Origin of the sequence: Rhizobium sp. Leaf371 (assembly GCF_001424045.1) — a bacterium.
Taxonomy (GTDB): domain Bacteria; phylum Pseudomonadota; class Alphaproteobacteria; order Rhizobiales; family Rhizobiaceae; genus Ferranicluibacter.
On sequence record NZ_LMQB01000003.1, the window covers coordinates 199,592 to 226,457 of the forward strand.

Consider the following 26,866-nt stretch of genomic DNA (forward strand, 5'->3'; position numbering starts at 1 on the left):
GTCAGGCCTCCTTCTTGCGCAGGAGCGTGGTCGCGGAGACGACCAGCAGGATGAGAATGCCCTGAACGCCGTTGACCAGCGTGCTGGAGATGTTGAGCAGCTGAAACCCGTTGACGAGGATGCCGACGAACAGCGTCGACAGCAGCGTGCCGCCAATGGTGGGAACCAGGCGACGGGAGAACACCGCGCCGAGCAGCGCCGTGACCACCACCGGCAGCAGCATTTCGCCCGAACCCGTGGTGCTGCCGCTGAGGTTGGAGACGGAGAGAATGCCGGCGAACCCGCCACAGAGCCCGCTCGCGACGAAGGCGCCGGCCGTCAGCCGCCGCACAGGCAGCCCGGCGGCCCGCCCCGCCTCCGGAAACTCGCCCACGGCATAGAGCCTGAGGCCGGTCGGCGTGAACTGCACGATGGCCCCGACGATGAGGGTGAAGACGACGAGAACGAGGCCGAGCACCGGAATGCCGAGCGGGCCGGACGAAGAGAGCGCCGAGAGCAGCGGCGTGGTGGCGGGAATGACTGTGTTCTGGGTGAGGACGAGCTCGATGCCGGCCACGACGTTCATCACCGCCAGGGTGGCCAGCAGCGGCACGATACCGGCAACCACAACGGCGAAGGCATTGACCGCCCCGATGATGCCGCCGGTCAGAAGCGCGGCCGCAACGGCGGTTCCGTCGCCATATCCGGCCTGGGCGAGCGTCGCATAGACCGCGGCGCTCAAGCCCATATTGGCGGCAAGCGACAGGTCGATGCCGCCGGTCACCACGTTCGATCCCCCGGCGATCAGCACGATCGTCAGCCCCACGGCGAGGACGCCGGGAATGGCCGATTGCCCGACCACATTGCCGATATTGCCGACGCTGAGAAAATAGGGCGCCGTGATCGCGAAGACCGCGACGATGACGGCAAAGGCGATGAGGGATCCGGCGCGCAGCGCGAGCGCCGCGATCTGCCCGCCAAGCGCAGGCCCCGCAGGCGTCGCCTCTTGTCCGAGCGGCGAAAGCGGCGTCAGGTCGAGTTCAACCGACATGGCGGAGCACCTCGGACGAACCGGTCGAGGCCGCGAGCACCGCTTCCGGTGTCGTCTCGGCGGAGGCGAAGGCGCGGATCACGCGGCCGCGGAAGAGAACGAGGATACGGTCGGTGATGCCGACGAGTTCGGTGAGGTCCGACGACAGCACGATCACGCCCGCACCCCGCTCGGCCAGATCGCCGATCAATCGGTAGATCTCCACCTTCGAGCCGATATCGACGCCGACGGTCGGCTCGTCGAGCAGATAGATCTGCGAATGGCGGCTGAGCCATTTGGCGATCGCCACCTTCTGCTGGTTGCCGCCGGACAGCGTTCGCACCAGGGCGTCGCGCCCGGCCGTCTTGATCTCCAGCCGGGCAATCAGCCTGTCGGCCTCGCCACGCTCGCGCGCCGTCTCGAGAAAGCCGAAGCGGGTGAATTGCTTGAGGGACGACAGCGTGAGGTTCTCGCCGACCGTCATGTCGAGCGCCACGCCGTTGCGGCGGCGATCCTCGGGCACCAGCGCCAGCTCCCGCTGCGCCGCCCGGACCGGGTCGAGCCTGCGTGCCGGCTGGCCGTCGATCTCGATCGTGCCGCCATCGGCCTGGTCGAGCCCGAACAGCGTCCGCAGCACGTCCTTGGCGCCGGAGCCGAGCAGGCCCGTCAGACCGAGGACTTCGCCGCGCCGAAGCGAAAAGGAGACGTCGTGATATTTTCCGGAAAGCTGCAGCCCGTGCACCTTGAGAATGTCATGACCCGGCACGACGTCGCGCTTGGGAAACATCTCGCCGATGTCGCGGGCGATCATCAGTCCGGCGATCTCGGACGCCGAGGTCTGCGCGAGCGGCAGGGTCGCGACGTCGCGGCCGTTGCGCAGCACGGTCACGGCGTCGCACAGCGCCTCGATCTCGTTGAGATAGTGGGAGACGTAGAGGATCGTCACGCCCTCGTCGCGCAGCCGGCGGATGAGACGGAACAGGATGTCGGCCTCGCGCCGCACCAGCGCGGCCGTCGGCTCGTCGAAGACCAGAACCTTCGGCTGGTCGAGCAGCGCCCGCGTGATCTGAACGATCTGCCGCTCCGCCGTGGAGAGATCGCGGATCAGCGCGCTGTTGGGAATACGGATCCCGAAGTAGTCGTCGAGAATGTCCGCGGCGCGGCGCTGCATCAGGCGGCGGTCGAGAAACGGCGTTCCGGCGATCCGCGGCTCGCGGCCGAGAAACAGCGCCTCGCCGACCGTGAATGTGGGAACGAGCAGCCGGTCCTGGTGGATGAAATGGATGCCGAGCGTTTCGACGAGATGCGGCGTCAGCGTCCGGTGTTCGACGCCATCGATCTCGATCTGCCCGTCATCGGCCTGATGCAGGCCGGCAAGCAGCTTGATCAGCGTCGACTTGCCCGCGCCGTTCTGGCCGACAAGGCCGTGCACCGTGCCGCGCGGCACGGTCAGCGATGCGCCTGCAAGCGCCTGGGCCCCGTCGAAATGCTTGACGATCGCCGAAAAGGAAAGCGCGGCGCCTGGCCGGTGTGCCGGGAGTGTCATGTCTGAGAGGTCATGTCTGGGCTCCTGCGGACGGCGCGGACGGAGAGCGGAAAATGTCGGGAGACGGTGTGGGCCGGACGTTGGGAGGCGCCGTCCGGCCCGATCGGGATCAGCCGATCCCGAGTTTCTTCGTCACTTCGGCCACATTGGCCTTGTTGGCGAGAAGTGCGGGAACATAGGTCTCGCGCGGCAGCGTTTCGCCGGAGAGAAGCCGGGCGACGTTCTGGATCGCGGTACGGCCGATCTCTGCCGGTTGCTGGGCGACGTCGGCGCCGGCGGGCGATGCCGGATCGGCGACCAGTTGCAGGACCTCTGGGCTGCCATCGACGCCATAGGTGCGGATTTCGGTGCGGCCAGCCGCGGCCAGCGCCTGCGTCGCACCGAGCTGGGGAATATCCCAGGCCGACCAGATGGCCTTGATCGAGCCCTTCTCCGGATACTTGTTGAGCAGCGCCGTGATCTGGGTGAAGGCGTCCTGCACCGTGTTCGGGATCACGTCGCGCAGTTCCGGTTCAAGGATCTTGACCTTGGGGAAGTACTTGACGACGTTGACGAGCTGGTCGTAGCGGATGGCGCAGGGCGTGACGCCGTAAAAGCCGTTGAACACCACGATATTGCCTTCGCCGCCGATGTCGGAGACGAGCTGCAACGCCAGATCCTTGCCGATACCCCAGTTGTCGGAGGTCGTGTTGTTGATCGAGTTTGTGGAGCCGACATCGACGGTCAGCACCGGAATGCCGGCATCGCGCGCCTTCTTCAGCCAGGGGTCGATCACGCTCAGCGTGCCGAGGATCTGGACGATGGCGTCCGGCCGCTGGGCGATCAGCGTCTGGAGCTGGGAGACCAGCTTGCCGTCGTTGCGGCCGGCATCGACCGCGATCGGCTCGCCGCCGAGACGCTTTACCTCTTCGATCTGGGCATTGTAGGCCTGGAGGTCGAAGAAGTGATCCGTGCCGGTGGCGCTGATGCCGATCCGCTTGCCCTTCAGCGACAGCGCGCCGCTGGCGCTGGCGATGCTCGGACCGAGCAGACTTGCCGCCGTCAGCGTGGCGCCTGCGGCAGCGGTGAATTTCAAAATATCGCGGCGGCCGAGTGCGGCCATCCAGGTGTCGATCATGCGAAAGGTCCCCGTTCAATAATGTCTACAGAATATGTAGAATTTATTCCCTGCCGAGGAAGAACGTTCCAAACAAAGGGGCATCCGTGGAAAACTTCAGCCGTCCCGAGGCTTCCGAAAGACCCCTTCCGGCGGTCTCAGCGCGTGCGCCGTCCGAGGCCATAGGTCAGCGCCAATGCACCGACGAGCACCGCGCCCTTGACGAAGTCCTGCGTGTAATAGGGGGCGTTCAGCATTGTCAGCCCGTTGAGCAGCACCCCGACGAACACCGCGCCGACGATCGTACCGAGCACGTTCGGGCGCCGAAGATTGAGGACGGCGAAGCCGATCAGCGCTGCGGCCACCGCGTCCATCAGCAGGGACCCGCCGGACGACACGTCCCCTCGGCCGACACGGGCGGCGATGATGATGCCGCCGAGCGCGGCGAGCATTCCCGACAGCACGTAGGCGAGCGTTTTCAGCCGCAGGGTGGGCGCCCCGGCCAGCCGCGCCGCCACCTCGTTGCCGCCGGTGGCAAACAGCAGCCGGCCGATCCGGGTCCGCTCGGTCAGCACGGAGAGCGATACCGCGACGACCGCCATCAGCACGACCGAGACCGGGACGACGCCCGACAGGCTGTACCGACCGATCAGGAGAAAGCGGCCGTCATAGACGCCCATGGCCTTTGCGCCATCGGGAAGCACGAGGCCGGCGGAAATGGAGCGGCCGGCGGTGGGCAGCAGCTGCAGGCCGGACAGCAGAAACATCATCGCCAGCGTGGCGAGCAGATCCGGCACCTTCAGCCGGACGATGAGGAGGGCGTTGACCAGTCCGACCGCCGCGCCGAATGCGAGCACGAGCGGCACGGTGGCGAAGACATCCAGTTGCAGGACGATCATCGCATAGCTGGCCGCCATGACGCTGGAGGCGGCGACCGCGCCGATGGAAAGGTCGAAACCGCCGACGGCGAGCGTCAGCGTCACGCCCGCGCCGAGGATCGCCACCACCGAGACCCCCTGCAGGATGCTCATCAGGTTGCCGACATTGGCAAAGGCAGGCTCGGCGATGGTGAAGCCCGCAAGCAGCGCGGCCAGCAGCAGAAACACCGCGCTCGCCCGCAGCCCTGCCGCAATGTCTGCACGTCTTGCGACCCCGCCGCGTCGCGCGGCATCCTGCCTTTCCGCTGTTTCTTTCACGGGCCGCGTGACTGGAATCGGATCGTCAGTGAGCGCGGTCATGAGGCCGTCCTTCGGGTAAGGGAGCAGGTGTGCCCTGCAGATCTGCGGGGTGAGGATGATCGTCTGCCATGAGGCTGTGCTGATCGATCACGAGAATGCGGTCGGCCACGGCCTCGGCCTCTTCCCGGTCGGAGGTTGCGATCAACGTGGCGCGGTTGGTGCGCGCCCGGATCGCGGCGATGATCTCAGCCCGCGCGCCGACATCCACGCCCTGGAACGGCTCGTCCAGCATCAGCAGGCGAGAGGGGGCGGCGTCCCAGCGTGCCAGCACCGCCTTCTGCTGGTTGCCGCCCGAGAGCGACCAGATCGAGGCATCCGGACCGGAGGCCTTGATCGACAGGCGCGCCATCGCCGTCTCCGCCTCGCGCCGTTCCCGGCCGCCGAACAGAAAGCCGGCGTAAGACCACGCCGCCAGATGCGGCAGGCTGATCGTCGATTTCAGTGCGTGCCCCGGCCAATCCGGCGGCATGAGCGAGGATCGATGCCGATCCTCCCCGGCCATGACGACACCGGCCGCGATGGCCTGCGCCGGCGAGCGCGGCCGATAGGACCGGCCATCGAGGTGGATGGTGCCCGCGCACAGCGGATGGACGCCGAAGAGGGTGGACAGCAGGCGGCTCTTGCCGCCGCCGAGCACCCCGGTCACGGCCACCACCTCACCCGCATGGACCGTCAGGTCGAAGGGTGCCGCATCCGGACCGAGCCGAAGCTGCCGGGCCTCCAGAACCGCCACGCCACGCGGCCGAACCAAGCCTGCAGACGGCGGCGCGAGGGGCCTGCCGATCATCGTCTCGATGGCGCGGGAGAAGTCGATCGGCCTTGCGAATGCGCCGGCGACCGCGCCGTTCCGCAGCACGATCGCCCGGTCCGCGAGCGCCGCGAGGTCGGCTGTGCGGTGGGAGATGTAGAGGACGGCGAGCCCGTCCTGCCGCAGCCGCAGCAGGATCGTAAACAGCCGCCGGCTTTCCGCCGCCGAAAGGCTGGCTGTCGGCTCGTCGAGGATCAACAGGTGGGGTGGTTCCGCCTGCGGATGGGCGGAAAGCGCGCGCGCAATGGCAAGCAGCTGACGATCGGCGGCCGGCAGGTCGGCGAAATCGCGCTCGAGCGGCAATGCGATGCCCACCGCGTCGAGCATGGCCTGCGCCTCCCGGCGGACGGTTTTGCGGGACAGGAAGAACGGGCTGTTCCGATCGGCGAAGCGCCCGAGCATCAGGGCATCCGCCACGGTCAATCCGGGAATGCCGACGACATCCGTCGACTGGTGCACCGTGGCGATCCCGGCCCGCCCGGCCTCCGCCGGCGAGCGCGGCCGAAAGGCCTTCCCGTCGAGCGTGATGGTTCCACCGTCGGCCAAAAGCACGCCGGAGAGGATCTTGACCAGCGTCGATTTGCCGGCGCCGTTCGCCCCCATCAGCGCCACGATCTCGCCCCGCCCGATGTCGAACGACGCGCCATCGAGGGCACGCGTGCCCTCGAAACTCTGCGTCACATTGGCGATGGTCAGAAGAGGTGGGGTCATGCGCCTGCCTTATTGTCTATAAAGATTGTCATATGTTTCTGCCTGACAGAAGGGTGGCGAGGGCAACGACGTTCCGAAGACATGCCCTTGCCGGGAATGTCCGTTCCCCTGACGACCCCTGAGGAGAACGATCATCCGCAGCGCGTTTTTCATCGCTCCACGGTTCGGGGCACGGATTTTGGCGTTGGCGCGAACATTTGGAACGGCGTTGCGCCGGAGGCCTCAAAAAAGAACCGCTAATTCTACAAAATTACTGGATTAAATATCTAATGGCAGAACTGCGTGGCGAACCCGGCATGCAGCAGCCATGGCCGCAGCGCGCAACGATGACCGCGCTCTCAAAGGACCCTGCCGATGACATCCTTCTTCCGCCTGGTGGCCTCTGCTGCCCTCCTCACATTTTCCGTCCTTCCCGCTGCGCATGCCGGGGGGATTGCCGGTGCACCTGCACCGTTCGACAAAGGCGGCGTCAAGGTCGCCCTCGTCAGCTATATCTCGGCCGGCGATTTCTTCCAGGCCTACCAGGCCGGCGCGCAGGCGCAGGCGGATGCGCTCGGCATCGATCTGCGGGTCTTTCCGGGCCGGCAGGATGCAGCCGAACAGCGCGAGCAGATCCTCCAGGCGATCAATCTCGGGGTCGAAGGCATCGTCATCGATCACGGCCTGCCGGAATCGCTTGGCGACGTCGTGCAGCAGGCTCTGGACAAGGGGATCAAGGTCGTCGCCTTCGACGTGAACCTCGACAATCCCAAGATCCCGCAGGTCGAGCAGAGCGATCACGAACTGGCGCGCCTCGCCCTCGACCAGGCCGTGAAAGAGAACGGCACCAGCTTCAAGGCCGGCTATGTCTATGTCGCGGGCTTTGCGCCGCTCGACCGGCGCAACGAGGTCTGGGACAGCTTCAGGACGGAAAACAAGGGTGTCGTGGAGAAGGCCCGGTTCGGCACGGTCAACGACACCACGGCGATCGCCACGGCCGACCAGGCCAAGGCGGTCCTGCGGGCGAACCCCGATATCACCGTCGTCTTCGCCCCCTATGACGAGTTCGCCCGCGGCGTGAAGCTCGCGGCCACCGATCTCGGCATCGCCGACAGGATCAAGATCTATTCGGCGGATGTCTCCACCGCGGATATCCAGGAGATCACCGAGGAGGGCAGCCCCTGGGTGGCGACGGCCGCAACGAACCCCGCCGTCGTCGGCGCCGTCTCGATCCGTGCCGCCGCCCTGCAGATCGCCGGCCAGCCCGTCGACCACACGCTCGTCGTCAAGCCGGCGCTTCTGACGCAGGCCGAGCTGCGCGCAGCCGGTGTGAAGACCATCGAGGAGCTCGCCGCCAAGGTGCCCGCCTTCAACGCCAGCGATGCAGCAAAGGCCGACTGGATCCCGGCCAAGCTGTTCTGACCCGACCATTGCGCGAACGCGACCGAACCGCGAATTCAAGGACCTGAGCATGAGCAAGACCAATGTCGTCCCCCTCGCGAGCCATGGAGCGTCCAGAGAGACGCTCTTTGCCCGCGCCACAGAACTCTCCGCCGATTTCGGCAGTCGTGCCGCAGCGCTCGACGAGGCGGGGCTTGCCCCGGTGGAGGAGATCGCCAGGCTGAAGGCGGCCGGGCTCCTGAACGCGCTGCAGCCGGTCGGGATCGGTGGCGGCGGGCTCGACTGGGTGGACGGGTTGCGGCTGGTGCGCATTCTCGCACGCGGCGAAAGTTCGCTCGGGCAGTTGCTCGGCTACCATTTCGTCAACGCCGCCTATATCGGCTGGGCCCATCTGGACCGGGCAAAGGCGGAGGCGCTGGCGGCCGAAACGGTGTCCCGCAATCTCTATTGGGGTGCCGCCGTCAACCCGCGCGATCCGGGGCTGACGCTGACCCCGCGCGGCAAAGACTATGTTCTGAACGGCCGCAAGTCGTTTTCCACCGCCGCGCGGATCTCCGACTACATCAATGCCAATGCCAGCCTCGGCGACACGATCGCCGGGTTTGCCGTGCCGACCGATCGGCCGGGCTACATCGCGCATGACGACTGGGACAATATCGGCCAGCGCCTGTCGGACAGCGGCAGCGTCGAGTTCCGGGATTTCCCGGTCTATGCGGAGGATCTCGTCGGCCCCCCGGCCGCGCCGGATGCCGTGGGCGCGGTTCTGCCGACCTTCAACACGCCGTTGATCCAGCTGGTCTTCGTCAACTTCTATCTCGGCACAGCAGAGGGGGCGCTGGCCGCCGCGCTCGACTACGTCCGGACCACGACGCGCCCCTGGGTCACCTCGAACGTCGAGCGGGCGGCGGACGATCCCTATATCCTCGAGCGCGTCGGCGAATTCACCGCGGCGTTGAAGGCTTCCGCCGCCCTCGCCGACAGCGCCGCCGCCGCCGTCGAACGCGCTTTGTCCAAGGGCCATGACGTCACCGCGGAGGAGCGCGGTGCGGCGGCGGCCGAGGCCTATGCGGCCAAGGTTCACGCCACCCATGTCTCGCTCGACATCACGTCCCGCGTCTTCGAACTGACCGGCGCCCGCTCCACGGCATCGAAATACCGGTTCGACCGCTTCTGGCGCAACGTCCGCACCCACACGCTCCACGATCCCGTGTTCTACAAGGCCCGCGAAGTCGGCGATTTCGCCCTGAACGGCACGATCCCGACGGTCAGCCTCTACAGCTGACGGCGAAAACGCCACACGAGAAAGGCCCGTTCCCTCCGGGGAGCGGGCCTTTCTCGTTGTCGCGTCGATGAGACGGAAACCGGATCAGAGGGCGCCGCTTCGGGGCGGCAGGACGCCGTTGAGATGGTAGTTTCCGACCACATGGTGCTTCCAGCGCACCGGATCGTGCAGCGTATGGGTGCGGGCGTTGCGCCAGTGGCGGTTGAGATTGAGCGCCACCTTGGTCGAAGACGTGCCCGCCAGCTCGAACAGGGTGCTGGAGGCATCGAGCGCGATCTCCGTCGTCAGAACCTTGGCCGCGGCAACGGCGAGCGTAGCTTGCAGCACCTTGTCTTCCGTCGGGTCGATCTGCGCGAGATCGACCTTGTGCCCGGCGCTGGCGAGCAGCGCCGTCGCCGCCTCGATCCGGATGGCGATCTCGCCGACCTTCGACACGGTCAGCGGATCTTCGGAGGCGCGTTCGACGCCGCTGTGCATCCAGGGGCGCGACTGCGTCTTCACGAAGGTCACCATATCGGCAAAGGCGGCGCGGGCGATGCCGAGATCGACGCCGGCATGGATGATCTGGCCGACCGAGCCGATGGTCGTCGGGCGCTCGAACCCGCGATGATGGTGCACGACCGCATCGGCGCCGACGGCGACATTCTTCAGGATGGTGGTGCCGCTGCCCGTGGTGCGCTGCCCGAAACCGTCCCAGTCGTCGATGATCTCGATGCCCTCGGCGCCGCGGGGCACGAAGGACATGGTCAGGTGCTCCTCCTCGTCGAGCGCGAAGATGGTCACCCAGTCGGCAAAGAGCACGCCGGTCGAATAGAATTTTTGGCCGTTGATCCGGTAGCCGAGCCCGTCGCGCGCGATCCGTGTGTTGTAGTGCCCGACCGTCTTGGTGCCGCGTTCCGACAAGGCGTTGCCGAACCGGTCGCCCGCGAGCGCCCGACCGAAGAAGAAGCGCTTCTGCTCCTCCCCGCCATCGACGCGCAGGGCCTCCAGAATATAGAAATGGTTCTGCGGGATCTGGCCGATCGACGCATCCGCCGCAGACAGGATCGCCGTCACCTCCGCCAGCACGGCATTCGACACGTCGATCCCGCCGTATTCCGGCGGAACGGTGATCGCCAGAAGGCCGGAGCGCGACAGCGCGTCCAGTTCGCGATGCGGCAGCAGGCGTTCCTCGTCGCGCCGGGCAGCGCCCTCGGCGAAATCCGCAGCCAGGTCCGCAGCGACGGCAAGGGCCTCCTCCTCGCTCCCGATCCGGCCCTGCGGAAGGCTCTCCTCGGAAGGCGGAAACATCGTCACACGACCGGCAGGATCGTGAATGGCTAGGATCGTCATGGCACGGTTCCTCAATCGAGACGCAGGGAAAGGCGGGCCATCGGCCCGCCATCGAATTTCCGGAAGGGGATCAGGACTGGCTGATTTTGAGCGCCGGACGGTGATCGCCGGCGATCGTTTCTCCGAACGGCCCCGTATTGATGGAGGCTTCGCGCGCCTTGACGGGATGGGCCAGCGGCAGGTTGGGCAGGACCAGCTCACCGAAACGATAGGCTTCCTCGAGATGCGGATAGCCCGACATGATGAAGGTATCGATGCCGATCTCGCGATATTCCTCCATCCGTGCCTTCACCTGGTCCGGATCGCCGACCAGGGCCGTGCCGGCGCCGCCGCGCACGAGGCCGACGCCGGCCCAGAGATTGGGGCTGACCTCCAGCTTGTCGCGCCGTCCGCCATGCAGGCGGCTCATGCGGCTCTGGCCGACAGAGTCCATGCGCTCGAACACTTTTTGCGCCGCGGCGATCGTATCGTCGTCGAGATATTGAATGAGCTCGTCCGCCGCCCGCCAGGCCGCTTCGGCCGTCTCGCGCACGATGACGTGCAGGCGGATGCCGAAGGTCACCTCGCGGCCCTCGCGATCGGCGAGCGCCCGAACCTCGGCGATCTTCTTGGCGACGTCCTCCGGCGGCTCGCCCCAGGTCAGGTACTTGTCGATGGTACGGGCCGCGACTTCCTGGCCGATGCCGGAGGAGCCGCCGAAATAGAGCGGCGGATGCGGCGTCTGGTAGGACGGGAACAGGACGCGCCCGTCCTCGATGTCGAAATGCTTGCCTTTGTGGTTGACCGTCTCGCCCTGCAGCAGGGCCTTGTAGATGTGGAGGAATTCCTCCGTCACCTCGTAGCGCTCGGCATGGGCGAAGTGGATGCCGTCGCCCTTGTTCTCGATCGGATCGCCGCCGGTGACGACATTGATCAGCACGCGGCCTTCCGAAATCCGGTCGAGCGTCGCCGTCATGCGCGCGGCCAGCGTCGGCGACAGCAGGCCGGGGCGCACGGCGATTAGGTATTTCAGCTTCTCCGTCAGCGGCGCCAGCGCGGACGCGACCACCCAGCTGTCCTCGCAGCTCTTTCCCGTGGGGATGAGCACGCCGTAATAGCCGAGCGAATCCGCTGCCTGCGCGACCTGCTTGAGATAGGCCAGATCGACATTGCGGCCGCCGATGGTGGTGCCGAGATAGCGGCTGTCGCCATGGGTCGGCAGGAACCAGAGGACGTTGATCTTTTCGGGCGCGGAAGTCATGGCGATGTCTCCAGAACGGATGGATGCTGAGCCCGGGCCGTGCGGATATCCGCAGGCGCCGGGACGGAAAGGGATTGGTGAAGCGCGCTGCGCACCTTGGCGCGCGCCTGCTCGAAAGGAACGCCGCTCCGCTGGTGCGGATGGGCGATTTTGATGTCGTCGAGGATTCGGCCGGGCCACGGCTTCAAGACGATGACGCGATGGGCAAGGGACACGGCTTCATCGATGTCGTGGGTGACGAGGATCATCGTTGCCCGGGTTTGCGCCCAGATATCGAGGAGATGCTGCTGCAGCGTTTCCCGCGTCAGGGCGTCGAGGGCGGAGAACGGCTCGTCGAGCAACAGGACCTCCGGCCGGGTCACCAGCGCCCGGGCGATGGCGACGCGCTGGGCCTGCCCGCCCGACAGCGCCTTCGGCAGGCGATCGCCATAGGCCTCGAGATTGACGCGACAGAGCGCCTCCTCGATCCGCGCGGCCTGCTCCGCGCGCGGCAGATGCGCGAGCCCGAAGCCGACATTGTCCCGGACGCTGAGCCAGGGCAGGAGACGCGGCTCCTGGAAGATGAGGTTGATCAGCGGATGCGGCTCGTGAACCGTTTCGCCATGGATGCTGACCGTGCCGCTGGTCGGCGCATCCAGCCCGCCGATCAGCCGCAGAAGCGTGCTCTTGCCGCAGCCCGAGCCGCCGATGATGGCCACGATCTCGCCGGGTCGTGCATCCAGCGTAAAGCCGGCGAGTGCCTGCACGCCACCGGCATAGGTCTTGCCAAGTCCCTTCAGCGCCAGCATCACAACCCTCCCCGGCTGAAATTGTCCTGCCACGCGACGAGCGGCGCGGTGGCACGCACCAGAAGCGCATCCGACAGCTTGCCGATCACCGCGAAGATCAGGATCGCCGACATGATCTGGTCGGGCTTGCCCAGTTGCTGACCGTCCACGAGCAGATAGCCGAGACCTTCGGAGGCGCCCATGAACTCGGCGGCAACGACGAACATCCATCCGAGCCCGAGGCCCGCCCGCAGCGACACGATGAAGGCCGGCAGCACGGCCGGAAAGAGGATACGCCGCACGAGATCGAAACCGCTCAGGCGAAAGATCCGGCCGACCTCGACGATCTTGCGATCGACCGACAGCAGGGCCGTGGACACGCCGAGATAGACCGGGAAGAAGACGCCCGTCGCGATCAGCACCACCTTGGAGGTCTCGAAGATGCCGAACCAGAGAATGAAGAGCGGCACCCAGGCGATCGAGGGAATGGCCCGCAATGCCTGAAGCGTCGGATCGACGACCGCATGCGCGACGCGGAAATAGCCGGTCAGGCTGCCGGCCAGCGCACCGGCGGCAGCGCCTGCGAGAAAGCCGAGCAGCACGCGCAGACAGGTCGAGACGATGTGATCGACAAGCTGCCCGGCCGTCCAGAGATCGACCAGCGTCGTGAGAATGCGCGACGGCGGCGGCACGAGCCGACCGCTCGCCAAACCGCTGTCGACGGCGATCTCCCAGAGGAGAAACGCACCGACCGGCAGAGCGACAGCCGTGGCGAAGCGGATCAGCGCACCGCCCCACTGACCACCCGAAAAACCGGCAGGCCGAACCGGCCGTGCCGGGGCCTCCGATCCGGCTGCTGTCCGTGACGGCCCGTCGATGGCGCCCGATGCGACATCCGACACGGACCCTGCCTTGAGCGCATTCATCGTCATTATTGGATCAGATCCTGACTGAAGCTCGGATCGATCAGATCGGCCACCGTCTTGGCGATGTCGGCATCGGGGCCAAGAACGCCCGCTTCCTGAAGCGCAAGCCCTGCCTTGGTGATGGTCTCCGCCTGGACGTCGCCGATGCGGGAGGTCGATAGATCCGTGCGCTCCAGCTGACGATCGATGACCGCGTCGGGCAGTTTCGCCGCCTCGATCAGCGCCGCCTTCAGGGCGGCCGGATCGGCCAGCGCCTGCTTGCGCGCCTGTTCATAGGTTGCGAGAACCCGTTTCACGATATCCGGATGCTCGGCGGCAAACGTTTCGGTGGTGTTCAGCACGCCCCAGCTGTTGTTCTCCGGCTTGCGATAGAAGAGCTTTGCGCCCTCCTCCACTTCGGCTGCGGCCATCAACGGATCGAGACCCGCCCAGGCATCGACATCGCCACGGCTGAGCGCGAGCCGCCCATCGGCGTGCTGCAGGAGCACGAACGTCACGTCTTTCGAGGTCAGGCCCGCATCGGCGAGCGCCCGCACCAGAAACACATGCGGATCGGTGCCCCGCGTGACGGCGACCGTCTTGCCCTTGAGATCGGCAACGGTCTTGATCGGTGAATCCTTGCCCGTCACCAGCGCGGTCCATTCCGGGCGCGAATAGACATAGACGGATTTGACGGGATTGCCGTTCACGCGGGCGATCAGCGCCGCCGCACCGGCCGTCGATCCGAAATCGATCGACCCGGCGTTCAGATATTCCAGCGCCTTGTTGGAGCCGGCCGATTGCACCCAGCGGATGCTGATCCCGTCCTTCTCGAACGCCTTTTCGAGCAGCCCTTCCTTCTTGAGGAGAAGGCTGACCGGGTTGTAGGTCGCCCAGTCGATGCGGATCTCCGTCACATCGGCCGCACGTGCGCCGGTGATGGCCGCGGCAAGCGCCACGCCCGTGGCAAGGCCAAAGGCCAGAAGTTTTCGCGCGATCATCGCCATACCGTCACCCGTCCTCATCAAGCCGGCCCTACGCCGGGAAGGATGGAAGGTAGAAATTACGCTCGTCGCAAAGAAGGAATGGCTTTCTATAATCCACTAAATCCTTAGAATTTCTTCATTTGCGGCACGCGCCCCTTCAGGCGAGACTGTCAGCTCTCGAATGCGATGGAACGGGTTCCCTTTATGACGATCAACGACGTGCGCCTGTCCGCGGCGATTCAGGCAGGTGCGATTCAAGCAGGCCCGGTTGGCGTAGGCCCGGTTGGCGTAGGCATGGTTGATGCGGGAGCGCCCCTTGCCGTCTCTGAGGTCGGCGCCCGCAAAACCATCGCCATCATCGGCGGCGGCTTTTCCGGGGCGGCGGTCGCCTATAACCTTTCCGGACATCCCGACATCGCCTTTCAGACCGACATCGTCATCTTCGAACCGCGTGCGGAGATCGGCCGCGGCCTTGCCTATGATACCGCCGATCCGGCGCACCGCATCAATGTGCCCGCGGCCCGCATGAGCCTTCGCCCCGACGCGCCCGAGCATTTCTCCGCCTGGCTGGCGCGCACGGACGCCGCCGCCGATGACGTCGCGGCAGAGCGACCGGATGGGTCCCTCTTTCCGCGGCGCGGCGTGTTCGGCGCCTATGTCGCCGACAGCCTGAAACCCTATCTGGAAAGCGGCGCCGTGCGCCATATCCGCGCCGCCGTCACGGCTGTTCGCAGGGCTCCGGGCGGTTGGGAGATAGAGGACAGCGCCGGCGGACGTTGGAGCGCGGCGCTGGTCGTCATTGCCACCACCCACCCGCCACCGGCCCCGCCCCGCGCGCTTGTCGACGCGCTCGGCCCGCACCCGCGGTTCATATCCGACCCGACGCAACCCCAGGCGCTCGCCGCCATCCGCCCGGACGATGATGTTCTCGTCGTCGGAAACGGCCTCACATCAGCCGATGTGATCGCGTCGCTTGCCGCCTCCGGCCATCGCGGCCGCATCCTCTCGGTCTCGCGCCGGGGCCTTCGCTCCCGCGGCCATGCGCCGTTTCCACAGGAGCCCTTTGGCGATCTGCTCTCCCCGCCGCCCTTGTCCGCACGGGACCTCGTCAAACGCATCCGCGACGCCATCCGCGCGGCGTCGGCCGAGGGCCTCACATGGCACGCCGTGATCGATCAGGTGCGCACCCAGGCGGCCGATGTCTGGCCGAACCTGCCCGTCGCCGAGCGCCGCCGCATCGTCCGCCACCTCCGGGTCTTCTGGGACGTTCATCGCTTTCGCATCGCCCCGCAGGTCGAAGAGGCGCTGGATGCGGCAATCGCAGCCGGTCGTCTCGAGATCGTCGCCGGTTCGGTGCGCAAGGCCGCGATCGAGGACGATCGCATCCGCGTTTCCGTGACACGAAAAGGCTCCGCCGACCCTGTCGAGCCCCTGTTCGATGCCGTGATCGTCACCACCGGCCCCGCCCATGGCGGCATCCTCGACAGTCAGGCCTGGCTGCGAGATCTGCACGCCGCCGGACATCTCCACCTCGATCCGACCGGTCTCGGCATCGATTGCGATGCGCAGTCCCAGGCGCTCAACCCCGAGGGCGTGCCGGACGACAGCCTTCTGATCTCGGGCCCGCTTGCCCGCGGACGTTTCGGCGAGTTGATGGGCCTGCCGCAGGTCAGCGAACACGCACGGCTCGTGGCCGCTCGCGCCGCCGAAACGCTCCGCACGCAATCGCATGCCGGAGAGATCGCGGCCCGTTGAGCGTGCGCAAATCGGAAAATCATTCTCCGGGGATGGCCGATCGGGGCATTCCCTTCTTTGTCTAGCATTCCACTAGACATTACGATGCCGGTCGACAGGTGGCCTGGCTCCAGAGCCAGGACAGGATCTCCGACGCCCGCCACAGGCCGCCCGACCGAGCGCGGCCCTTCCCGAAAGACAGTGCCATGAGCCTTTCCAAGACGTCTTCCCTCGCAAACGGCGCCAGTGCCTTCAACCAGCCGCCTTTGTCCGTCGTCCAGTTCGACGGTTCCGAACAGCTGAAGCGCGCCATGCGGCACGTCGCCGCCACGGTCTCGGTCGTCACGGCCGGCACCGATGACAGAACGGGCGCCACGGTCACGTCGGCCACCGCGCTCAGCGTCGATCCGCCGACGATGATCGTCAACATCAACCGCTCTTCCTCGAGCTGGCCGGTGATCGAGCGCCACGGCCACTTCTGCGTCAACATCCTTTCGAGCGACCAGCAGGACATTGCCGACCGGTTCGCCGGCAAGGGCGGCCTCAAGGGCCCCGCTCGCTACGAGGGTGCCGACTGGACCACGCTCGTCAGCGGCGCGCCCGTGCTCCGCGACGCCCTGTCCGCCATCGATTGCGAAGTCGAGCACGTGATCGAGCACCACACCCACGCCATCATCATCGGCCGCGTCCTCGCCGTCACGCAGAAGGACGCCGAACCCCTGCTCTATCATCAGGGCGGATACGGGCAGTTCCGGACGTAACAGCGCACGCTTCCAAAGAGAAACGGCCGCCAAGAATGTCTATATAATTGGTAGTTTGTTGCTGTCGCTACCCGCCCGGCTCCGTCATCCTCCGGGGGTATCAGAGAAGCGCGGAAGAGGGCTTTCGCGTGAAGGGGGCAAGCATGAAATTCACATCATTCCTCGCGGCGGTCGCGGTCGGTCTCGCAAGCGTTTCCATCGCATCGATTGCGCAGGCGGCGGACAAGAAGGTCGTCGTCGGTTATCAGACGGACGCGTTGCCGTCCTCGGTCGCCATCGCCAATGGCGATTTCGCCAAGGCGACCGGCTACGACATCGATTTCCGCAGGTTCAATTCCGGCGCCGAGATCTTCGCCGCTATCGCTTCCGGCGATGTCCAGGTCGGCTATGTCGGCTCCAGCCCGTTTGCCGCCGCCACCTCGCGCGGCCTCGACGTCAAGGCCTTCTACCTCTCGTCCATCTCCGGCATCGACGAGGCGCTTGTCGTGCGCAACGGCTCGGGTATCGAAAGCCTTCAGGATCTCAAGGGCAAGAAGCTCGCTGCCGCGCCCGTCTCGACGGACCACTACCAGCTGCTCGCTCTCATCAAGTCGTTGGGCCTGAGCGAAAAAGACGTGCAGGTCTTCGCCATTCCGCAGCCGGAGATCGTCGCCAGCTACACGCGCGGCGATATTGATGGCGGCTTCGTCTGGGATCCGGCGCTGACCGAGCTGAAGAAGAACGGCAAGGTGCTGATCACCTCCAAGGACGTGGCCGAACGCGGCGCGCCGACCTTCTCGGCCTGGGTCGCGGCTTCGGAGTTCGCCTCTGAAAACCCAAAATTCCTGCGCGACTACGCCGGCGTGATCAACACATATTACGCCTCCTTTGCAGCCGACAAGGAAGCCTGGGCACCGGGGAGCGACAACACGAAGGCGCTCGCCAAGATCCTCGGCGGTACGCCGGAGCAACATGCGGCAGCGCTGAAGAACCTCAACCTTCTGACGCCGGACGCGCAGGCATCGGCCGCCTGGCTCGGCGGCGGCGAAGCATCGGGTGCGGCGAAGATCCTCAAGGATACAGCGCAGTTCCTGAAGGACCAGGGCAAGGTCTCGCAGGTCCTCCCGAGTTACGCCGCGTTCGTCACGCCGGACGCACTGACCAGCCCGAGCAACTGACCGCAACCTTCCAACCTCGGACGCCGGCGCATCTGCGCTGGCGTCCTCTGCATGAGATGACCCCTATGCTCACAGTCGACCAGGCCAGCGTCTATTTCGCCACGCGCGACGGCCGAACCGTCCAGGCGCTGGACCGCGTGTCCATCGACATCCCCGACAGTGGTTTCGTCGTGGCGCTCGGCGCGTCCGGTTGCGGCAAGTCCACCATTCTGAACGCGATTGCCGGCTTCCTGCCTCTGTCGGAGGGCACGATCGCGCTCGACGGCCGACCGATCTCGGGCCCGGGAGCAGACCGCGGCGTGGTTTTCCAGAAGGACACGCTGCTGCCCTGGAAGACGATCGCCGACAATGTCGGCCTCGGCCTGAAGTTTGCCGGCGTGTCGCGGGCAGAGCGGCGGGACAGGGTCGAGGCGCTGCTGCAGCTCGTCGGTCTCGCCGATTTTTCGGCTGCCTACCCTTACGAGCTGTCGGGTGGCATGCGCCAGCGCGTCGGCATCGCCCGGGCGCTCGCCCCCGAGCCGGATATCCTCCTGATGGACGAGCCCTTCGGCGCGCTCGACAGCCTGACGCGTGAGCAGATGCAGGAACTGCTGGTGTCGGTCTGGAAGCGCACCGGCAAGCGCATCTTCTTCATCACCCATTCCATCGAAGAGGCCCTGTTCCTCGGCACGCAGGTGCTGGTCATGTCTCCCCGCCCCGGCCGCATCGTCGGGCGGTTCGATCCGCCGTTCATGCGCCAGTTCGCCGAAAGCAGAGACGCCCGCGCGGTCAAGACCGCGCCGGAATTCGCCGAATTGCGCGAGGAGATCCGCGCCATGCTCCACGCCACGGACACTGTGAAGAGAGACGCCGCATGAGCGAGATCACCCAATCCATCGTCCTTCGCGCCGACCAGGTCCACGCGCAGACCGGCACCCCTGCCCGGGCGCCCTCCGTCGCGCGTCCCGTCCGGACGGTGGAGATGACCAGCTTCGGCATCGCGGGTCGCCCGACAGCCGTCATCAGTCTCGTCACCGCCGTGGCCATTCTGCTTGCCTGGTGGGCGACGTCGCGGTTCGGCCTCGTTTCCCCCCTCTTCCTGCCGGCGCCGGCCGAAGTCGTCACGCAGTTCGCCAACATCTATCGGGATGGCTACGCGGGCGCGTCGCTCGGCGAGCACCTGTTCGCCAGCCTGTTCCGCATCCTCACGGCGGCCGCCATCGCCATCGGCCTTGCCATTCCCGTCGGCCTGCTGATGGGCGTCAGCCGCGTCGCCAAGGGCGTGCTCGACACGCCGATCGAGTTCTACTGGCCCCTGCCGCCTTTGTCCTATCTGCCGCTGATGATCATCTGGCTCGGCATCGGCGAGACGTCGAAGATCACGCTGCTGACGCTCGCCATGTTCGCGCCCATCTGCCTGTCGGCGCAGGCCGGCGTGCGGGCGCTGCCGATCGAACGCATCAATGCGGCGCGATCGCTGGGGGCGAGCCGCTTCCAGCTCTTCACCGACATCGTCTTCCCCTCCGCGCTGCCGGAAATCCTGACCGGCATCCGCATCGCGCTCGGCATCGGCTGGGGCACGCTGGTGGCCGCCGAGCTGATCGCCTCGACGCGCGGCATCGGCTTCATGATCATGTCCGCCGCGCAGTTTCTCGCCACCGACGTCGTCTTCGTCGGCATCTTCATCATAGCCGCCTGCGCCTTCTCCTCCGCCGCGATCGTCAGGCTGGTGGAAACCGCGCTCGTGCCATGGAAGGGCCGCACCTGAAGCGTTCCGGCCGAAAAGGCATCACTCTGACGTAAGCCGTTACTTACAACAAAGACGTGTCTGTCTTCTAAGGCAGGCGCGCTCGGATCGGGCCGGAACCCCAGGCGCAACAGAAGGGCACCAGAAGGCATCAGCATGAAACCATCCGTTGCCCACCAGATCCTCGCCTCCGCCGGCACGCTCTTCTATCGGGACGGCATTCGGGCCGTCGGCATCGATCGTATCGTCGTGGAAGCCAATGTCGCCAAGGCGACGCTCTACCGGCATTTTCCCTCGAAGGACCATCTGGTTGCCGCCTATTTGCAGGACCGGCACGAGCGCGTGCTGCGGTCGCTGCAGGATGTGCTCGCCACGGTCGGTCCGGCGCGCGATCAGGTCGAGGCGATCTTTCGGCGTCTGTACGACAAGGCCGACAGCCCGGAATTCCGGGGCTGCGCCTTCGCCCTTGCCGTCGCCGAACACGGCGATTCCGAACGCGTCACGACGATCGCACGCACCCACAAGGCCGCCGTCGGCGACGTCTTCCGCCGGGTGCTCGCCACCGTCACGGACATGCCGGATCGGGCCGCCGCCCACCTTGCCCTTCTCTACGAGGGCGCCCTGTCGACGGTCGCCGTCGGACGCGATCCGCAGGCCGTGCTGGTGGCCTGCGACTGTGCGCTCCTCGTCTGCGACGCCGCGATATCCCAATCTCTCCGGGCCGGATATCGTCCGGCCGGGTCCCTTCCTGAAAGAAAAAGCGCATGACGAAAACCATCGATTATTTCTTCGGCATCGGCTCCCCTTTCGCCTTCATCGGGCTCGAACCGTTTCGCACGCTCACGGAACGCCATGGCGCGACCATCCGCCCTTATCTCATCCCCGTGATCGAGGACAATGGCGGCATCTATTCGCGCAACCGGCCCGAGCCGCGCCGGACCTACTGGCTCAAGGACCTGAAGCGCTGGGCGGCCCATCGCGGCAGGACGCTGACCTTCGAGAACCGTGCCGCCCTCTCCGATCCGACCCCGGCCGGCTTTCTCGTGCTGGCCGCCGTCGAGACCGGCAGGGACTGGCTGGGTCTCACCGCAGCCTTGCAGGAGGCCTTCTGGAGCCGTGCCGCCGACATCGGCAACCCCGAGGTGCGCATCGCCGTCGCGGAGGCCGCGGGCCTCGATGGCGCGGCCCTCGAAGCGCTGGCGCAGTCGCGGGCGATCCACGACATCTGGGCATCCAACCGGCAGATCGCCGCCGCCGCCGGCGTCTTCGGCCTGCCGACCTACCGCTTCGACAACGAACTCTATTGGGGCCAGGACAGCCTCCCCTTTCTCGAACGCCACCTGAACGGCGAAACGCCGATCGCCTGATCGCGGGCCGGCCGCCGTCGATCCCCTGTTTCCGGAGTCCATCATGTCCCCAATATCCGCCCTCGCCATGCAGCCCGCCTCCGCAAATGCGCTCCCGGCCGCGCTTCTCGACGGGTTGAGAGCACGGTTCAGCGATCGGCTTTCCACATCCGAAGCCCTGCGCGAGCAGCACGGGCGCGGCGAGTCGCACCATGCGCCGGCCATCCCGGATGCGGTGGTCTTTGCCGAGACCACGCAAGAGGTGGCCGACATCGTCCGGCTCTGCGCGCAGGCCGGCGTGCCGGTCATTCCCTATGGCACCGGCACCTCGCTCGAAGGTCATCTCTCGGCGCTGCACGGCGGCGTCAGCATCGATCTCTCGCGCATGACGAAGATCCTGCGGATCGGTGCGGAGGATCTGGACTGCACGGTCGAGGCGGGCGTCACACGCGAGCAGCTGAATGCCCATCTGCGCGATACCGGCCTGTTCTTCCCGATCGATCCCGGCGCCAATGCCTCGATCGGCGGCATGACGGCCACCCGCGCCTCGGGCACCAATGCGGTGCGCTACGGCACCATGCGCGAGAACGTGCTGTCGCTGACGGCCGTGCTTCCGAGCGGCGAGATCATCCGTACAGGCGGCCGCGCCCGCAAATCCTCGGCCGGTTACGATCTCACCCGGCTCTTCGTCGGCTCGGAGGGCACGCTCGGCATCATCACCGAGGTCACGCTGCGGCTTTATGGCGTGCCGGAAACGATCTCGGCGGCGCTCTGCTCCTTTGCCAGCGTCGAGCAGGCGGTGGCGACGGCCATCGCCGTGGTGCAGCTCGGCATTCCCGTTGCCCGCATGGAGCTGATGGATCGCGGCCTGATCGACGCCGTCAACCGTTACTCATCGCTTACACTCGACGTCGCGGATACGCTCGCCTTCGAGTTCCACGGCGCGCCGGCGGCCGTGGCCGAGCAGGTGGAGATGGTCGGCGCCATCGTCGCGGACAATGGCGGGCGCGACTTCGCCTTCGCCAGCACACCGGAGGCGCGAAACCGCCTGTGGAAAGCGCGGCACAACGCGTTCTACGCCGTCGTCTCCCAGCGCCGGAACGCCAAGGGCTGGTCGTCGGATGTCTGCGTGCCGGTGTCGGAGCTTGCCGGCTGCATCCTTATGACGCGCGCGCTTCTGAAGACCTGCAGCGTGCCCGCCGCCATCCTCGGCCATGTCGGCGATGGCAACTATCATGTCGTCTTCGCCGTCGATCCGCAGAACACGGCCGAGCTCGCCGAAGTCGCCGCCATCAACAAGGCCATGGTGCACCATGCGATCGCCGTCGGCGGCACCTCCACCGGCGAGCACGGCGTCGGCACCGGCAAGATCGGCTATCTCAGGCGGGAGCACGGGGCCGCCGTCGATCTCATGGGCGTCATCAAGGCGGCCATCGACCCGCTCGGCATCATGAACCCCGGCAAGATCCTGCCCGACGACGCCTTCGCCTCCCCTTCGTGAAAGGCCCATCCGGAAAAGGACCCAGATCATGACGCCGTTCCAGCCACACAGCTCCCACTGGGGTGCCTTTTCCGGCCGGCTGCGGGATGGCACGCTTGAGATCCGTCCGCATGCCGGCGATCCGCACCCGTCGCCGCTTCTCGGAAACCTGCCTGCCAGTGCCGACAGCCCCATGCGCATCCGCCGCCCGGCCGTGCGCCGCGGCTGGCTGGAGCACGGACCCGGCGCCGCGCGCAAGCGTGGGGCGGATGATTTCGTGGAGGTGGAATGGGACGAGGCGCTGGCGCTGGTCGCAGGCGAGCTCCGCCGGGTCTACGACACGCATGGCCCGCAGGCCGTGTTCGGCGGGTCTTATGGATGGGCGAGCGCCGGGCGCTTCCACCATGCGCAGAGCCAGGTCCACCGGTTCCTGAACACGCTTGGCGGCTATGTCCGGTCGGTCAACACCTACAGCTCCGGCGCGGCCATGGTCATCATGCCGCATGTGCTCGGGCCCTATGATCATGTGGAGCGCAAGAGCGTGACCTGGGATGCCATCGCGCGCAGCGCCGAGATGGTGGTCGCCTTCGGCGGCATGGCGATCAAGAATGCGGATGTGCATGGCGGCGGCAACAGCGCGCATATCGTGCGCGACAGGATCGCCAGTGCCAGCGCGCGCGGCTGCCGTTTCATCCTCGTCAGCCCGTTGCGAGACGATTTCCCGGCAGAGGCCAACGGCGAATGGCTGTCGATCACGCCGGGAACGGACGTCGCGCTGATGCTGGGCATCGCCCACGGTCTCGTCGCAGAGACGCTGCACGACCGCGCCTTTCTCGATCGCTACACGGTCGGCTCTGAGCGGTTCGAGGCCTACCTCACCGGCGCTTCCGACGGCATCCCGAAAACGGCCGACTGGGCCTCCGCCCTCTGCGGCATTCCGGCGGAGACGATCCGCACGCTCGCCCGCGACATGGCGCGCGCCCGAACGCTCGTCACCGTCAGCCATTCGCTCCAGCGTGCCGACCATGGCGAACAGCCGGTCTGGATGGGCATCGTTCTCGCCGCCATGCTCGGCCAGATGGGCCTCGACGGCGGCGGTTACGCCTATTCGCTCGGCGCGCTCGGCAACACCGGAAAACACGATCTCGCCGTGCCCCTGCCGACGCTCGACCAGTTCCGCAATCCGGTCGCCGATTTCATCCCCGTCGCCCGCATTGCCGACATGCTGCTCCAGCCGGGTCTTTGCTACGCCTATGACGGGCAGGTGCTGCGCTATCCCGATATCCGGCTCGTCTACTGGGCGGGCGGCAACCCCTTCCACCATCACCAGGATCTCAACCGCCTGCGCGCCGCCTTCCGCCGGCCGGACACCGTCATCGTGCACGAGACCGCGTGGACCTCATCGGCCCGTCATGCCGATATCGTGCTGCCGGCAACGACGACGCTCGAGCGCGAGGATATCGGCGCAGCCTCGGGCGATCCGTTGATGATCGCCATGAAGCCGCTGATCGCCCCGGTGGGCGAGGCGCGCGACGACTATGCCATCTTCTCCGGCCTTGCCCGCCTGCTCGGCACGGCCGACGTCTTCACCGAAAACCGCAGCGCCCGCGACTGGCTGGCTTTGCTCTACGAGCGGACACGCAAGGCGCTGGCCGAAGGCGGCCATGACGCGCCCGATTTCGAGACCTTCTGGACCCGCGGCGAGCTGCGCCTGCCCGTCGCGCCGGACACGGGCGGCCCGGCCCGCGCGTTCCGGCAAGATCCGGACGCCTTCCCGCTCGCCACGCCATCGGGGAAGATCGAGATCTTTTCGGATGTCATCGAGAGCTTCGGTTACGACGATTGCCGCGGCCATCCCCGCTGGTATCCGCCGCATGCCGAGCCCGAGGGCGCCGACCCCGCGCCACTCTACCTCGTCTGCAACCAGCCGCACCAGCGCCTGCACAGCCAGCTCGACTACGGCGCGTTCAGCCGCGCGGCCAAGATCGACGGCCGCGAAGCCCTGCGCATCCACCCGACGGATGCCGCCGCGCGCGGCATTGCGGATGGCGACGTGGTGCGCCTCTCCAACGCCCGCGGCAGCTGCCTTGCCGCTGCCGTGCTCAGCGACACCCTGCGTCCCGGCGTGATGCAGCTGTCCACCGGCGCCTGGTTCGAGCCGCACGATCCCGCCGCGGACAACGCCACCTGCCTCCACGGCAATCCCAATATCCTCACCCGCGACATCGGCACCTCGCAACTGGCGCAGGGCTGCACGGGTCAGTTGACCCGCGTCGAGGCCACCCGCTTTGCCGGCACCCCGCCGCCGGTGCGGATTTTCGAGCCGATGCGGTTTGCGCGCGCTGAAACAGCGATCCTCGCCGCGCCGAAACCCGACCAAAATAATCTATTAATTCGATAGAATAAGAACAACTGGTCTTTCTCATTTCGCGCCGTGGCCCCTAGTCTGGGCTTCAGAAACGAGAGCCGACAACCGTGACCCCGACGACATCTTCTCCCGCGATCCCGAGATTTGGCCCCACCGCGCAGACGAAGGCCTGCTGCCCGGACCCCGGCCGAACCTGTTGTCCGGCCACACACGCTTAGCCAGCAAATGATCGATAGGCCGCGCGCGCCGACGAGGGCCCGCGGATCACGAGAACCCGAACCTTTTTCAGGAAACCCGCATGACCGACCGCGTCTCCCTGCCTTCCCGCACGCCCTTCTCCCAGTCCCGCCGCCGCCTGCTGCGCGCCACATCCGCCGTCACGGCGCTCGCGCTTCTTGCGACGCTTGCCGGACCCACCGCGACGCTTGCCGATGACGCGAAGAAGGAGGGCGGCGATATCACTTTCCTCATCGACTCGCTCGGCGATACCTGGATCCCCAACAACAGCGCCATCTCCAGCTTCCAGGGTCATATCTGGGGCCATGTGGCCGACAAGCTTCTTTATGTCGACGCGGAGGGCAAGGTCAGCCCCTGGATCGCCGAGCGCTGGGAGCAGAACGGCGATGCCACGCAGTTCACGCTGCACCTGAAGCCGGGCGTCACCTTCTCGGACGGCACGCCGCTCGATGCGGCCGCGGTCGTCGCCAATCTCGACATCTGGTATGCCGGCCGCAAGCAGGACGGCATCAACCCGATCGGCCTTTTCCCAAAAACCTACGATCGCGCCGAGGCGGTGGATGCGGCGACCGTGAAAGTGTCCTTCAAGAAGCCGACGCTCGGCTTCATTCCGACGCTCGGCTATCACGGCTCCATCCTGATCTCGCCGAAGACGCTTGCCCAGCCGGCTTCCGAACAGGCGGATCTTTCGAAAACCTTCGGCAGCGGCCCCTATGTGGTCGAATCCTGGAAGGAAGGCGACCATGTCACGCTGACCAAGCGCAAGGATTACAACTGGGGGCCGGCTGCGGTCGGCCACACCGGTCCGGCCTTCCTCGATACCATTACCTACAAGCTCGTCTCCGAGCCGTCGCTGCGCGTCGCCTCCGTCCAGTCCGGGCAGGCCGATGTCGCCTACAACGCCTCGCCCCAGGAACTGTCGTCGCTGAAGGACGAAGGCTTCACGGTCGCCACGCCGCGCTATCTCGGCTTCGTCAACGGCCTCGCCGTCAACACCAAGCTTGCGCCCTATGACGACCTGAAGGTGCGCCAGGCCTTGCAGGCCGGCATCAACCGGCAGGAAATCATCGACACGGTCTATACGCCCGACTGGAAGCTCGCGACCTCGTTCATCCAGAGCAACGTGCCCGGCGCGACCGATCACGGCGATCTCTTGGCCTACAATCCCGAAAAGGCCGAGAGGCTGCTCGACGAAGCCGGCTGGGTGAAGGGCGCGGACGGCGTGCGCGTCAAGGACGGCAAGCCTTTGCTGCTGACGCTCCATTCCAACCCCTATCTCGCGACGTCCAAATCCGTGGACGAGCTGATCGCCCAGCAGCTCGGCAAGATCGGCTGGAAGGTCGCGATCCGCGCCTTCGACGTGGTGACCTATGGCGAGAAGGTGAAATTCGGCGGCGCGGCCGTCCCGGCCTACGAGGTGACGCGCAGCTTCATCGATGCGGGCACCGTGGCGGGCATCCTGACCAATGCCAACAATGGCGAGAACTGGTTCGCGCTCGACGATCGGGATCAGACCATCAACGATCTGCGCGACAGGATCGCCAGCGCCGGCACGATCGAGGCTCGCCTGCCCCTCCTCGATACGCTGCAGACATACGTGCTGGAACAGGGCTATTTCATTCCCCGCACCCAGATCGTCCAGCGCGTCTACGTCCAGTCGCCGGCCCTGAAGGGCGAGGCCTACAATGGCGTCGCCTATGCCAGTTACTACACCGCGACCAAGAGCGAGGTCGGGCAATGACGGCACGCCACGCAGG

Annotated in this window: 22 protein-coding genes; 12 read left to right on the forward strand and 10 right to left on the reverse strand. The window is 66.5% G+C overall.

What is annotated here, in order from left to right; genetic code table 11:
- Position 1: 1 nt before the first annotated feature.
- The 5 genes from ASG39_RS06325 to ASG39_RS06345 form a co-directional block, all read right to left on the reverse strand.
- Positions 2-1,030 (reverse strand): ABC transporter permease, encoded by a 1,029-nt coding sequence (locus ASG39_RS06325; RefSeq protein WP_062594024.1) that lies wholly within the window; start codon positions 1,028-1,030, stop codon positions 2-4.
- On the reverse strand, positions 1,020-2,555 hold the full coding sequence (locus ASG39_RS06330) for a sugar ABC transporter ATP-binding protein (RefSeq protein ID WP_062594027.1): 1,536 nt from the start codon (positions 2,553-2,555) through the stop codon (positions 1,020-1,022). Before ASG39_RS06330 ends, ASG39_RS06325 begins: the two co-directional genes overlap by 11 nt.
- A 109-nt stretch (positions 2,556-2,664) precedes the next feature.
- A complete protein-coding gene (locus tag ASG39_RS06335) occupies positions 2,665-3,672 on the reverse strand; it encodes a sugar ABC transporter substrate-binding protein (protein ID WP_062594029.1) in 1,008 nt (335 codons plus the stop codon).
- Positions 3,673-3,809: 137 nt separating this feature from the next.
- A complete protein-coding gene (locus tag ASG39_RS06340) occupies positions 3,810-4,889 on the reverse strand; it encodes an ABC transporter permease (protein ID WP_062594031.1) in 1,080 nt (359 codons plus the stop codon).
- Positions 4,873-6,408 (reverse strand): sugar ABC transporter ATP-binding protein, encoded by a 1,536-nt coding sequence (locus ASG39_RS06345; RefSeq protein WP_062594033.1) that lies wholly within the window; start codon positions 6,406-6,408, stop codon positions 4,873-4,875. The genes ASG39_RS06340 and ASG39_RS06345 overlap by 17 nt, the downstream gene beginning before the upstream one ends.
- 354 nt (positions 6,409-6,762) lie before the next feature.
- On the opposite strand from ASG39_RS06345, the gene ASG39_RS06350 reads away from it, so the two are divergent.
- A complete protein-coding gene (locus tag ASG39_RS06350) occupies positions 6,763-7,809 on the forward strand; it encodes a substrate-binding domain-containing protein (protein ID WP_062594035.1) in 1,047 nt (348 codons plus the stop codon).
- Between the two features lie 49 nt (positions 7,810-7,858).
- Positions 7,859-9,070 carry an acyl-CoA dehydrogenase family protein gene (locus ASG39_RS06355; RefSeq protein ID WP_062594037.1) on the forward strand — a complete coding sequence of 404 codons (1,212 nt, stop codon included), beginning with the start codon at positions 7,859-7,861 and terminating at the stop codon, positions 9,068-9,070.
- A gap of 84 nt (positions 9,071-9,154) precedes the next feature.
- Here ASG39_RS06355 and ASG39_RS06360 read toward each other — a convergent pair whose 3' ends face one another.
- The 5 genes from ASG39_RS06360 to ASG39_RS06380 form a co-directional block, all read right to left on the reverse strand.
- Positions 9,155-10,360 (reverse strand): SfnB family sulfur acquisition oxidoreductase, encoded by a 1,206-nt coding sequence (locus ASG39_RS06360; RefSeq protein WP_062594179.1) that lies wholly within the window; start codon positions 10,358-10,360, stop codon positions 9,155-9,157.
- Positions 10,361-10,472: 112 nt separating this feature from the next.
- A complete protein-coding gene (gene ssuD, locus ASG39_RS06365; protein ID WP_062594039.1) occupies positions 10,473-11,642 on the reverse strand; it encodes an FMNH2-dependent alkanesulfonate monooxygenase in 1,170 nt (389 codons plus the stop codon).
- Complete coding sequence (locus tag ASG39_RS06370; RefSeq protein WP_062594041.1) at positions 11,639-12,430, reverse strand: ABC transporter ATP-binding protein; 792 nt, start codon at positions 12,428-12,430, stop codon at positions 11,639-11,641. The genes ssuD and ASG39_RS06370 overlap by 4 nt, the downstream gene beginning before the upstream one ends.
- A complete protein-coding gene (locus ASG39_RS06375; RefSeq protein ID WP_244481151.1) occupies positions 12,430-13,341 on the reverse strand; it encodes an ABC transporter permease in 912 nt (303 codons plus the stop codon). The genes ASG39_RS06370 and ASG39_RS06375 overlap by 1 nt, the downstream gene beginning before the upstream one ends.
- Positions 13,341-14,321 carry an aliphatic sulfonate ABC transporter substrate-binding protein gene (locus tag ASG39_RS06380; RefSeq protein ID WP_062594044.1) on the reverse strand — a complete coding sequence of 327 codons (981 nt, stop codon included), beginning with the start codon at positions 14,319-14,321 and terminating at the stop codon, positions 13,341-13,343. Before ASG39_RS06380 ends, ASG39_RS06375 begins: the two co-directional genes overlap by 1 nt.
- Positions 14,322-14,594: 273 nt before the next feature.
- Between ASG39_RS06380 and ASG39_RS06385 the strand changes: the two genes are divergently transcribed.
- From ASG39_RS06385 to ASG39_RS06430, 10 genes are all read left to right on the forward strand, one after another.
- On the forward strand, positions 14,595-16,055 hold the full coding sequence (locus ASG39_RS06385) for an FAD/NAD(P)-binding protein (RefSeq protein WP_062594181.1): 1,461 nt from the start codon (positions 14,595-14,597) through the stop codon (positions 16,053-16,055).
- A 185-nt stretch (positions 16,056-16,240) separates the two neighbouring features.
- Positions 16,241-16,795, forward strand: a complete 555-nt coding sequence (locus ASG39_RS06390; RefSeq protein ID WP_062594046.1) for a flavin reductase family protein — start codon at positions 16,241-16,243, stop codon at positions 16,793-16,795.
- 143 nt (positions 16,796-16,938) lie between these two features.
- Positions 16,939-17,952 carry a taurine ABC transporter substrate-binding protein gene (gene tauA / locus ASG39_RS06395; RefSeq protein WP_062594048.1) on the forward strand — a complete coding sequence of 338 codons (1,014 nt, stop codon included), beginning with the start codon at positions 16,939-16,941 and terminating at the stop codon, positions 17,950-17,952.
- Between the two features lie 65 nt (positions 17,953-18,017).
- The gene (locus ASG39_RS06400) at positions 18,018-18,809 is read left to right on the forward strand and encodes an ABC transporter ATP-binding protein (RefSeq protein WP_062594050.1); all 792 of its coding nucleotides are present in this window, start codon (positions 18,018-18,020) and stop codon (positions 18,807-18,809) included.
- Between the two features lie 104 nt (positions 18,810-18,913).
- On the forward strand, positions 18,914-19,699 hold the full coding sequence (locus ASG39_RS06405) for an ABC transporter permease subunit (RefSeq protein WP_244481153.1): 786 nt from the start codon (positions 18,914-18,916) through the stop codon (positions 19,697-19,699).
- Between the two features lie 135 nt (positions 19,700-19,834).
- A complete protein-coding gene (locus ASG39_RS06410) occupies positions 19,835-20,446 on the forward strand; it encodes a TetR/AcrR family transcriptional regulator (RefSeq protein ID WP_062594054.1) in 612 nt (203 codons plus the stop codon).
- On the forward strand, positions 20,443-21,045 hold the full coding sequence (locus ASG39_RS06415) for a 2-hydroxychromene-2-carboxylate isomerase (protein ID WP_062594056.1): 603 nt from the start codon (positions 20,443-20,445) through the stop codon (positions 21,043-21,045). Before ASG39_RS06410 ends, ASG39_RS06415 begins: the two co-directional genes overlap by 4 nt.
- Before the next feature lie 67 nt (positions 21,046-21,112).
- Positions 21,113-22,525, forward strand: a complete 1,413-nt coding sequence (locus ASG39_RS06420) for an FAD-linked oxidase C-terminal domain-containing protein (protein ID WP_062594059.1) — start codon at positions 21,113-21,115, stop codon at positions 22,523-22,525.
- A gap of 28 nt (positions 22,526-22,553) precedes the next feature.
- The gene (locus ASG39_RS06425) at positions 22,554-24,905 is read left to right on the forward strand and encodes a molybdopterin guanine dinucleotide-containing S/N-oxide reductase (protein ID WP_062594061.1); all 2,352 of its coding nucleotides are present in this window, start codon (positions 22,554-22,556) and stop codon (positions 24,903-24,905) included.
- A gap of 265 nt (positions 24,906-25,170) precedes the next feature.
- Positions 25,171-26,850, forward strand: a complete 1,680-nt coding sequence (locus tag ASG39_RS06430) for an ABC transporter substrate-binding protein (RefSeq protein ID WP_062594063.1) — start codon at positions 25,171-25,173, stop codon at positions 26,848-26,850.
- Positions 26,851-26,866 lie beyond the last annotated feature (16 nt).

Coding starts and splice junctions, on each gene's coding strand:
- ASG39_RS06390 (WP_062594046.1), top strand. CDS start 16,241: ATGAGCCTTTCCAAGACGTCTTCCCTCGCAAACGGCGCCAGTGCCTTC.
- ASG39_RS06430 (WP_062594063.1), top strand. CDS start 25,171: ATGACCGACCGCGTCTCCCTGCCTTCCCGCACGCCCTTCTCCCAGTCC.
- ASG39_RS06400 (WP_062594050.1), top strand. CDS start 18,018: ATGCTCACAGTCGACCAGGCCAGCGTCTATTTCGCCACGCGCGACGGC.
- ASG39_RS06425 (WP_062594061.1), top strand. CDS start 22,554: ATGACGCCGTTCCAGCCACACAGCTCCCACTGGGGTGCCTTTTCCGGC.
- ASG39_RS06370 (WP_062594041.1), bottom strand. CDS start 12,430: ATGCTGGCGCTGAAGGGACTTGGCAAGACCTATGCCGGTGGCGTGCAG.
- ASG39_RS06330 (WP_062594027.1), bottom strand. CDS start 2,555: ATGACACTCCCGGCACACCGGCCAGGCGCCGCGCTTTCCTTTTCGGCG.
- ASG39_RS06360 (WP_062594179.1), bottom strand. CDS start 10,360: ATGTTTCCGCCTTCCGAGGAGAGCCTTCCGCAGGGCCGGATCGGGAGC.
- ASG39_RS06340 (WP_062594031.1), bottom strand. CDS start 4,889: ATGACCGCGCTCACTGACGATCCGATTCCAGTCACGCGGCCCGTGAAA.
- ASG39_RS06420 (WP_062594059.1), top strand. CDS start 21,113: ATGCAGCCCGCCTCCGCAAATGCGCTCCCGGCCGCGCTTCTCGACGGG.
- ASG39_RS06350 (WP_062594035.1), top strand. CDS start 6,763: ATGACATCCTTCTTCCGCCTGGTGGCCTCTGCTGCCCTCCTCACATTT.
- ssuD (WP_062594039.1), bottom strand. CDS start 11,642: ATGACTTCCGCGCCCGAAAAGATCAACGTCCTCTGGTTCCTGCCGACC.
- ASG39_RS06325 (WP_062594024.1), bottom strand. CDS start 1,030: ATGTCGGTTGAACTCGACCTGACGCCGCTTTCGCCGCTCGGACAAGAG.
- ASG39_RS06405 (WP_244481153.1), top strand. CDS start 18,914: ATGACCAGCTTCGGCATCGCGGGTCGCCCGACAGCCGTCATCAGTCTC.
- ASG39_RS06355 (WP_062594037.1), top strand. CDS start 7,859: ATGAGCAAGACCAATGTCGTCCCCCTCGCGAGCCATGGAGCGTCCAGA.
- ASG39_RS06385 (WP_062594181.1), top strand. CDS start 14,595: ATGGTTGATGCGGGAGCGCCCCTTGCCGTCTCTGAGGTCGGCGCCCGC.
- ASG39_RS06375 (WP_244481151.1), bottom strand. CDS start 13,341: ATGACGATGAATGCGCTCAAGGCAGGGTCCGTGTCGGATGTCGCATCG.
- ASG39_RS06410 (WP_062594054.1), top strand. CDS start 19,835: ATGAAACCATCCGTTGCCCACCAGATCCTCGCCTCCGCCGGCACGCTC.
- ASG39_RS06380 (WP_062594044.1), bottom strand. CDS start 14,321: ATGGCGATGATCGCGCGAAAACTTCTGGCCTTTGGCCTTGCCACGGGC.
- tauA (WP_062594048.1), top strand. CDS start 16,939: ATGAAATTCACATCATTCCTCGCGGCGGTCGCGGTCGGTCTCGCAAGC.
- ASG39_RS06345 (WP_062594033.1), bottom strand. CDS start 6,408: ATGACCCCACCTCTTCTGACCATCGCCAATGTGACGCAGAGTTTCGAG.
- ASG39_RS06415 (WP_062594056.1), top strand. CDS start 20,443: ATGACGAAAACCATCGATTATTTCTTCGGCATCGGCTCCCCTTTCGCC.
- ASG39_RS06335 (WP_062594029.1), bottom strand. CDS start 3,672: ATGATCGACACCTGGATGGCCGCACTCGGCCGCCGCGATATTTTGAAA.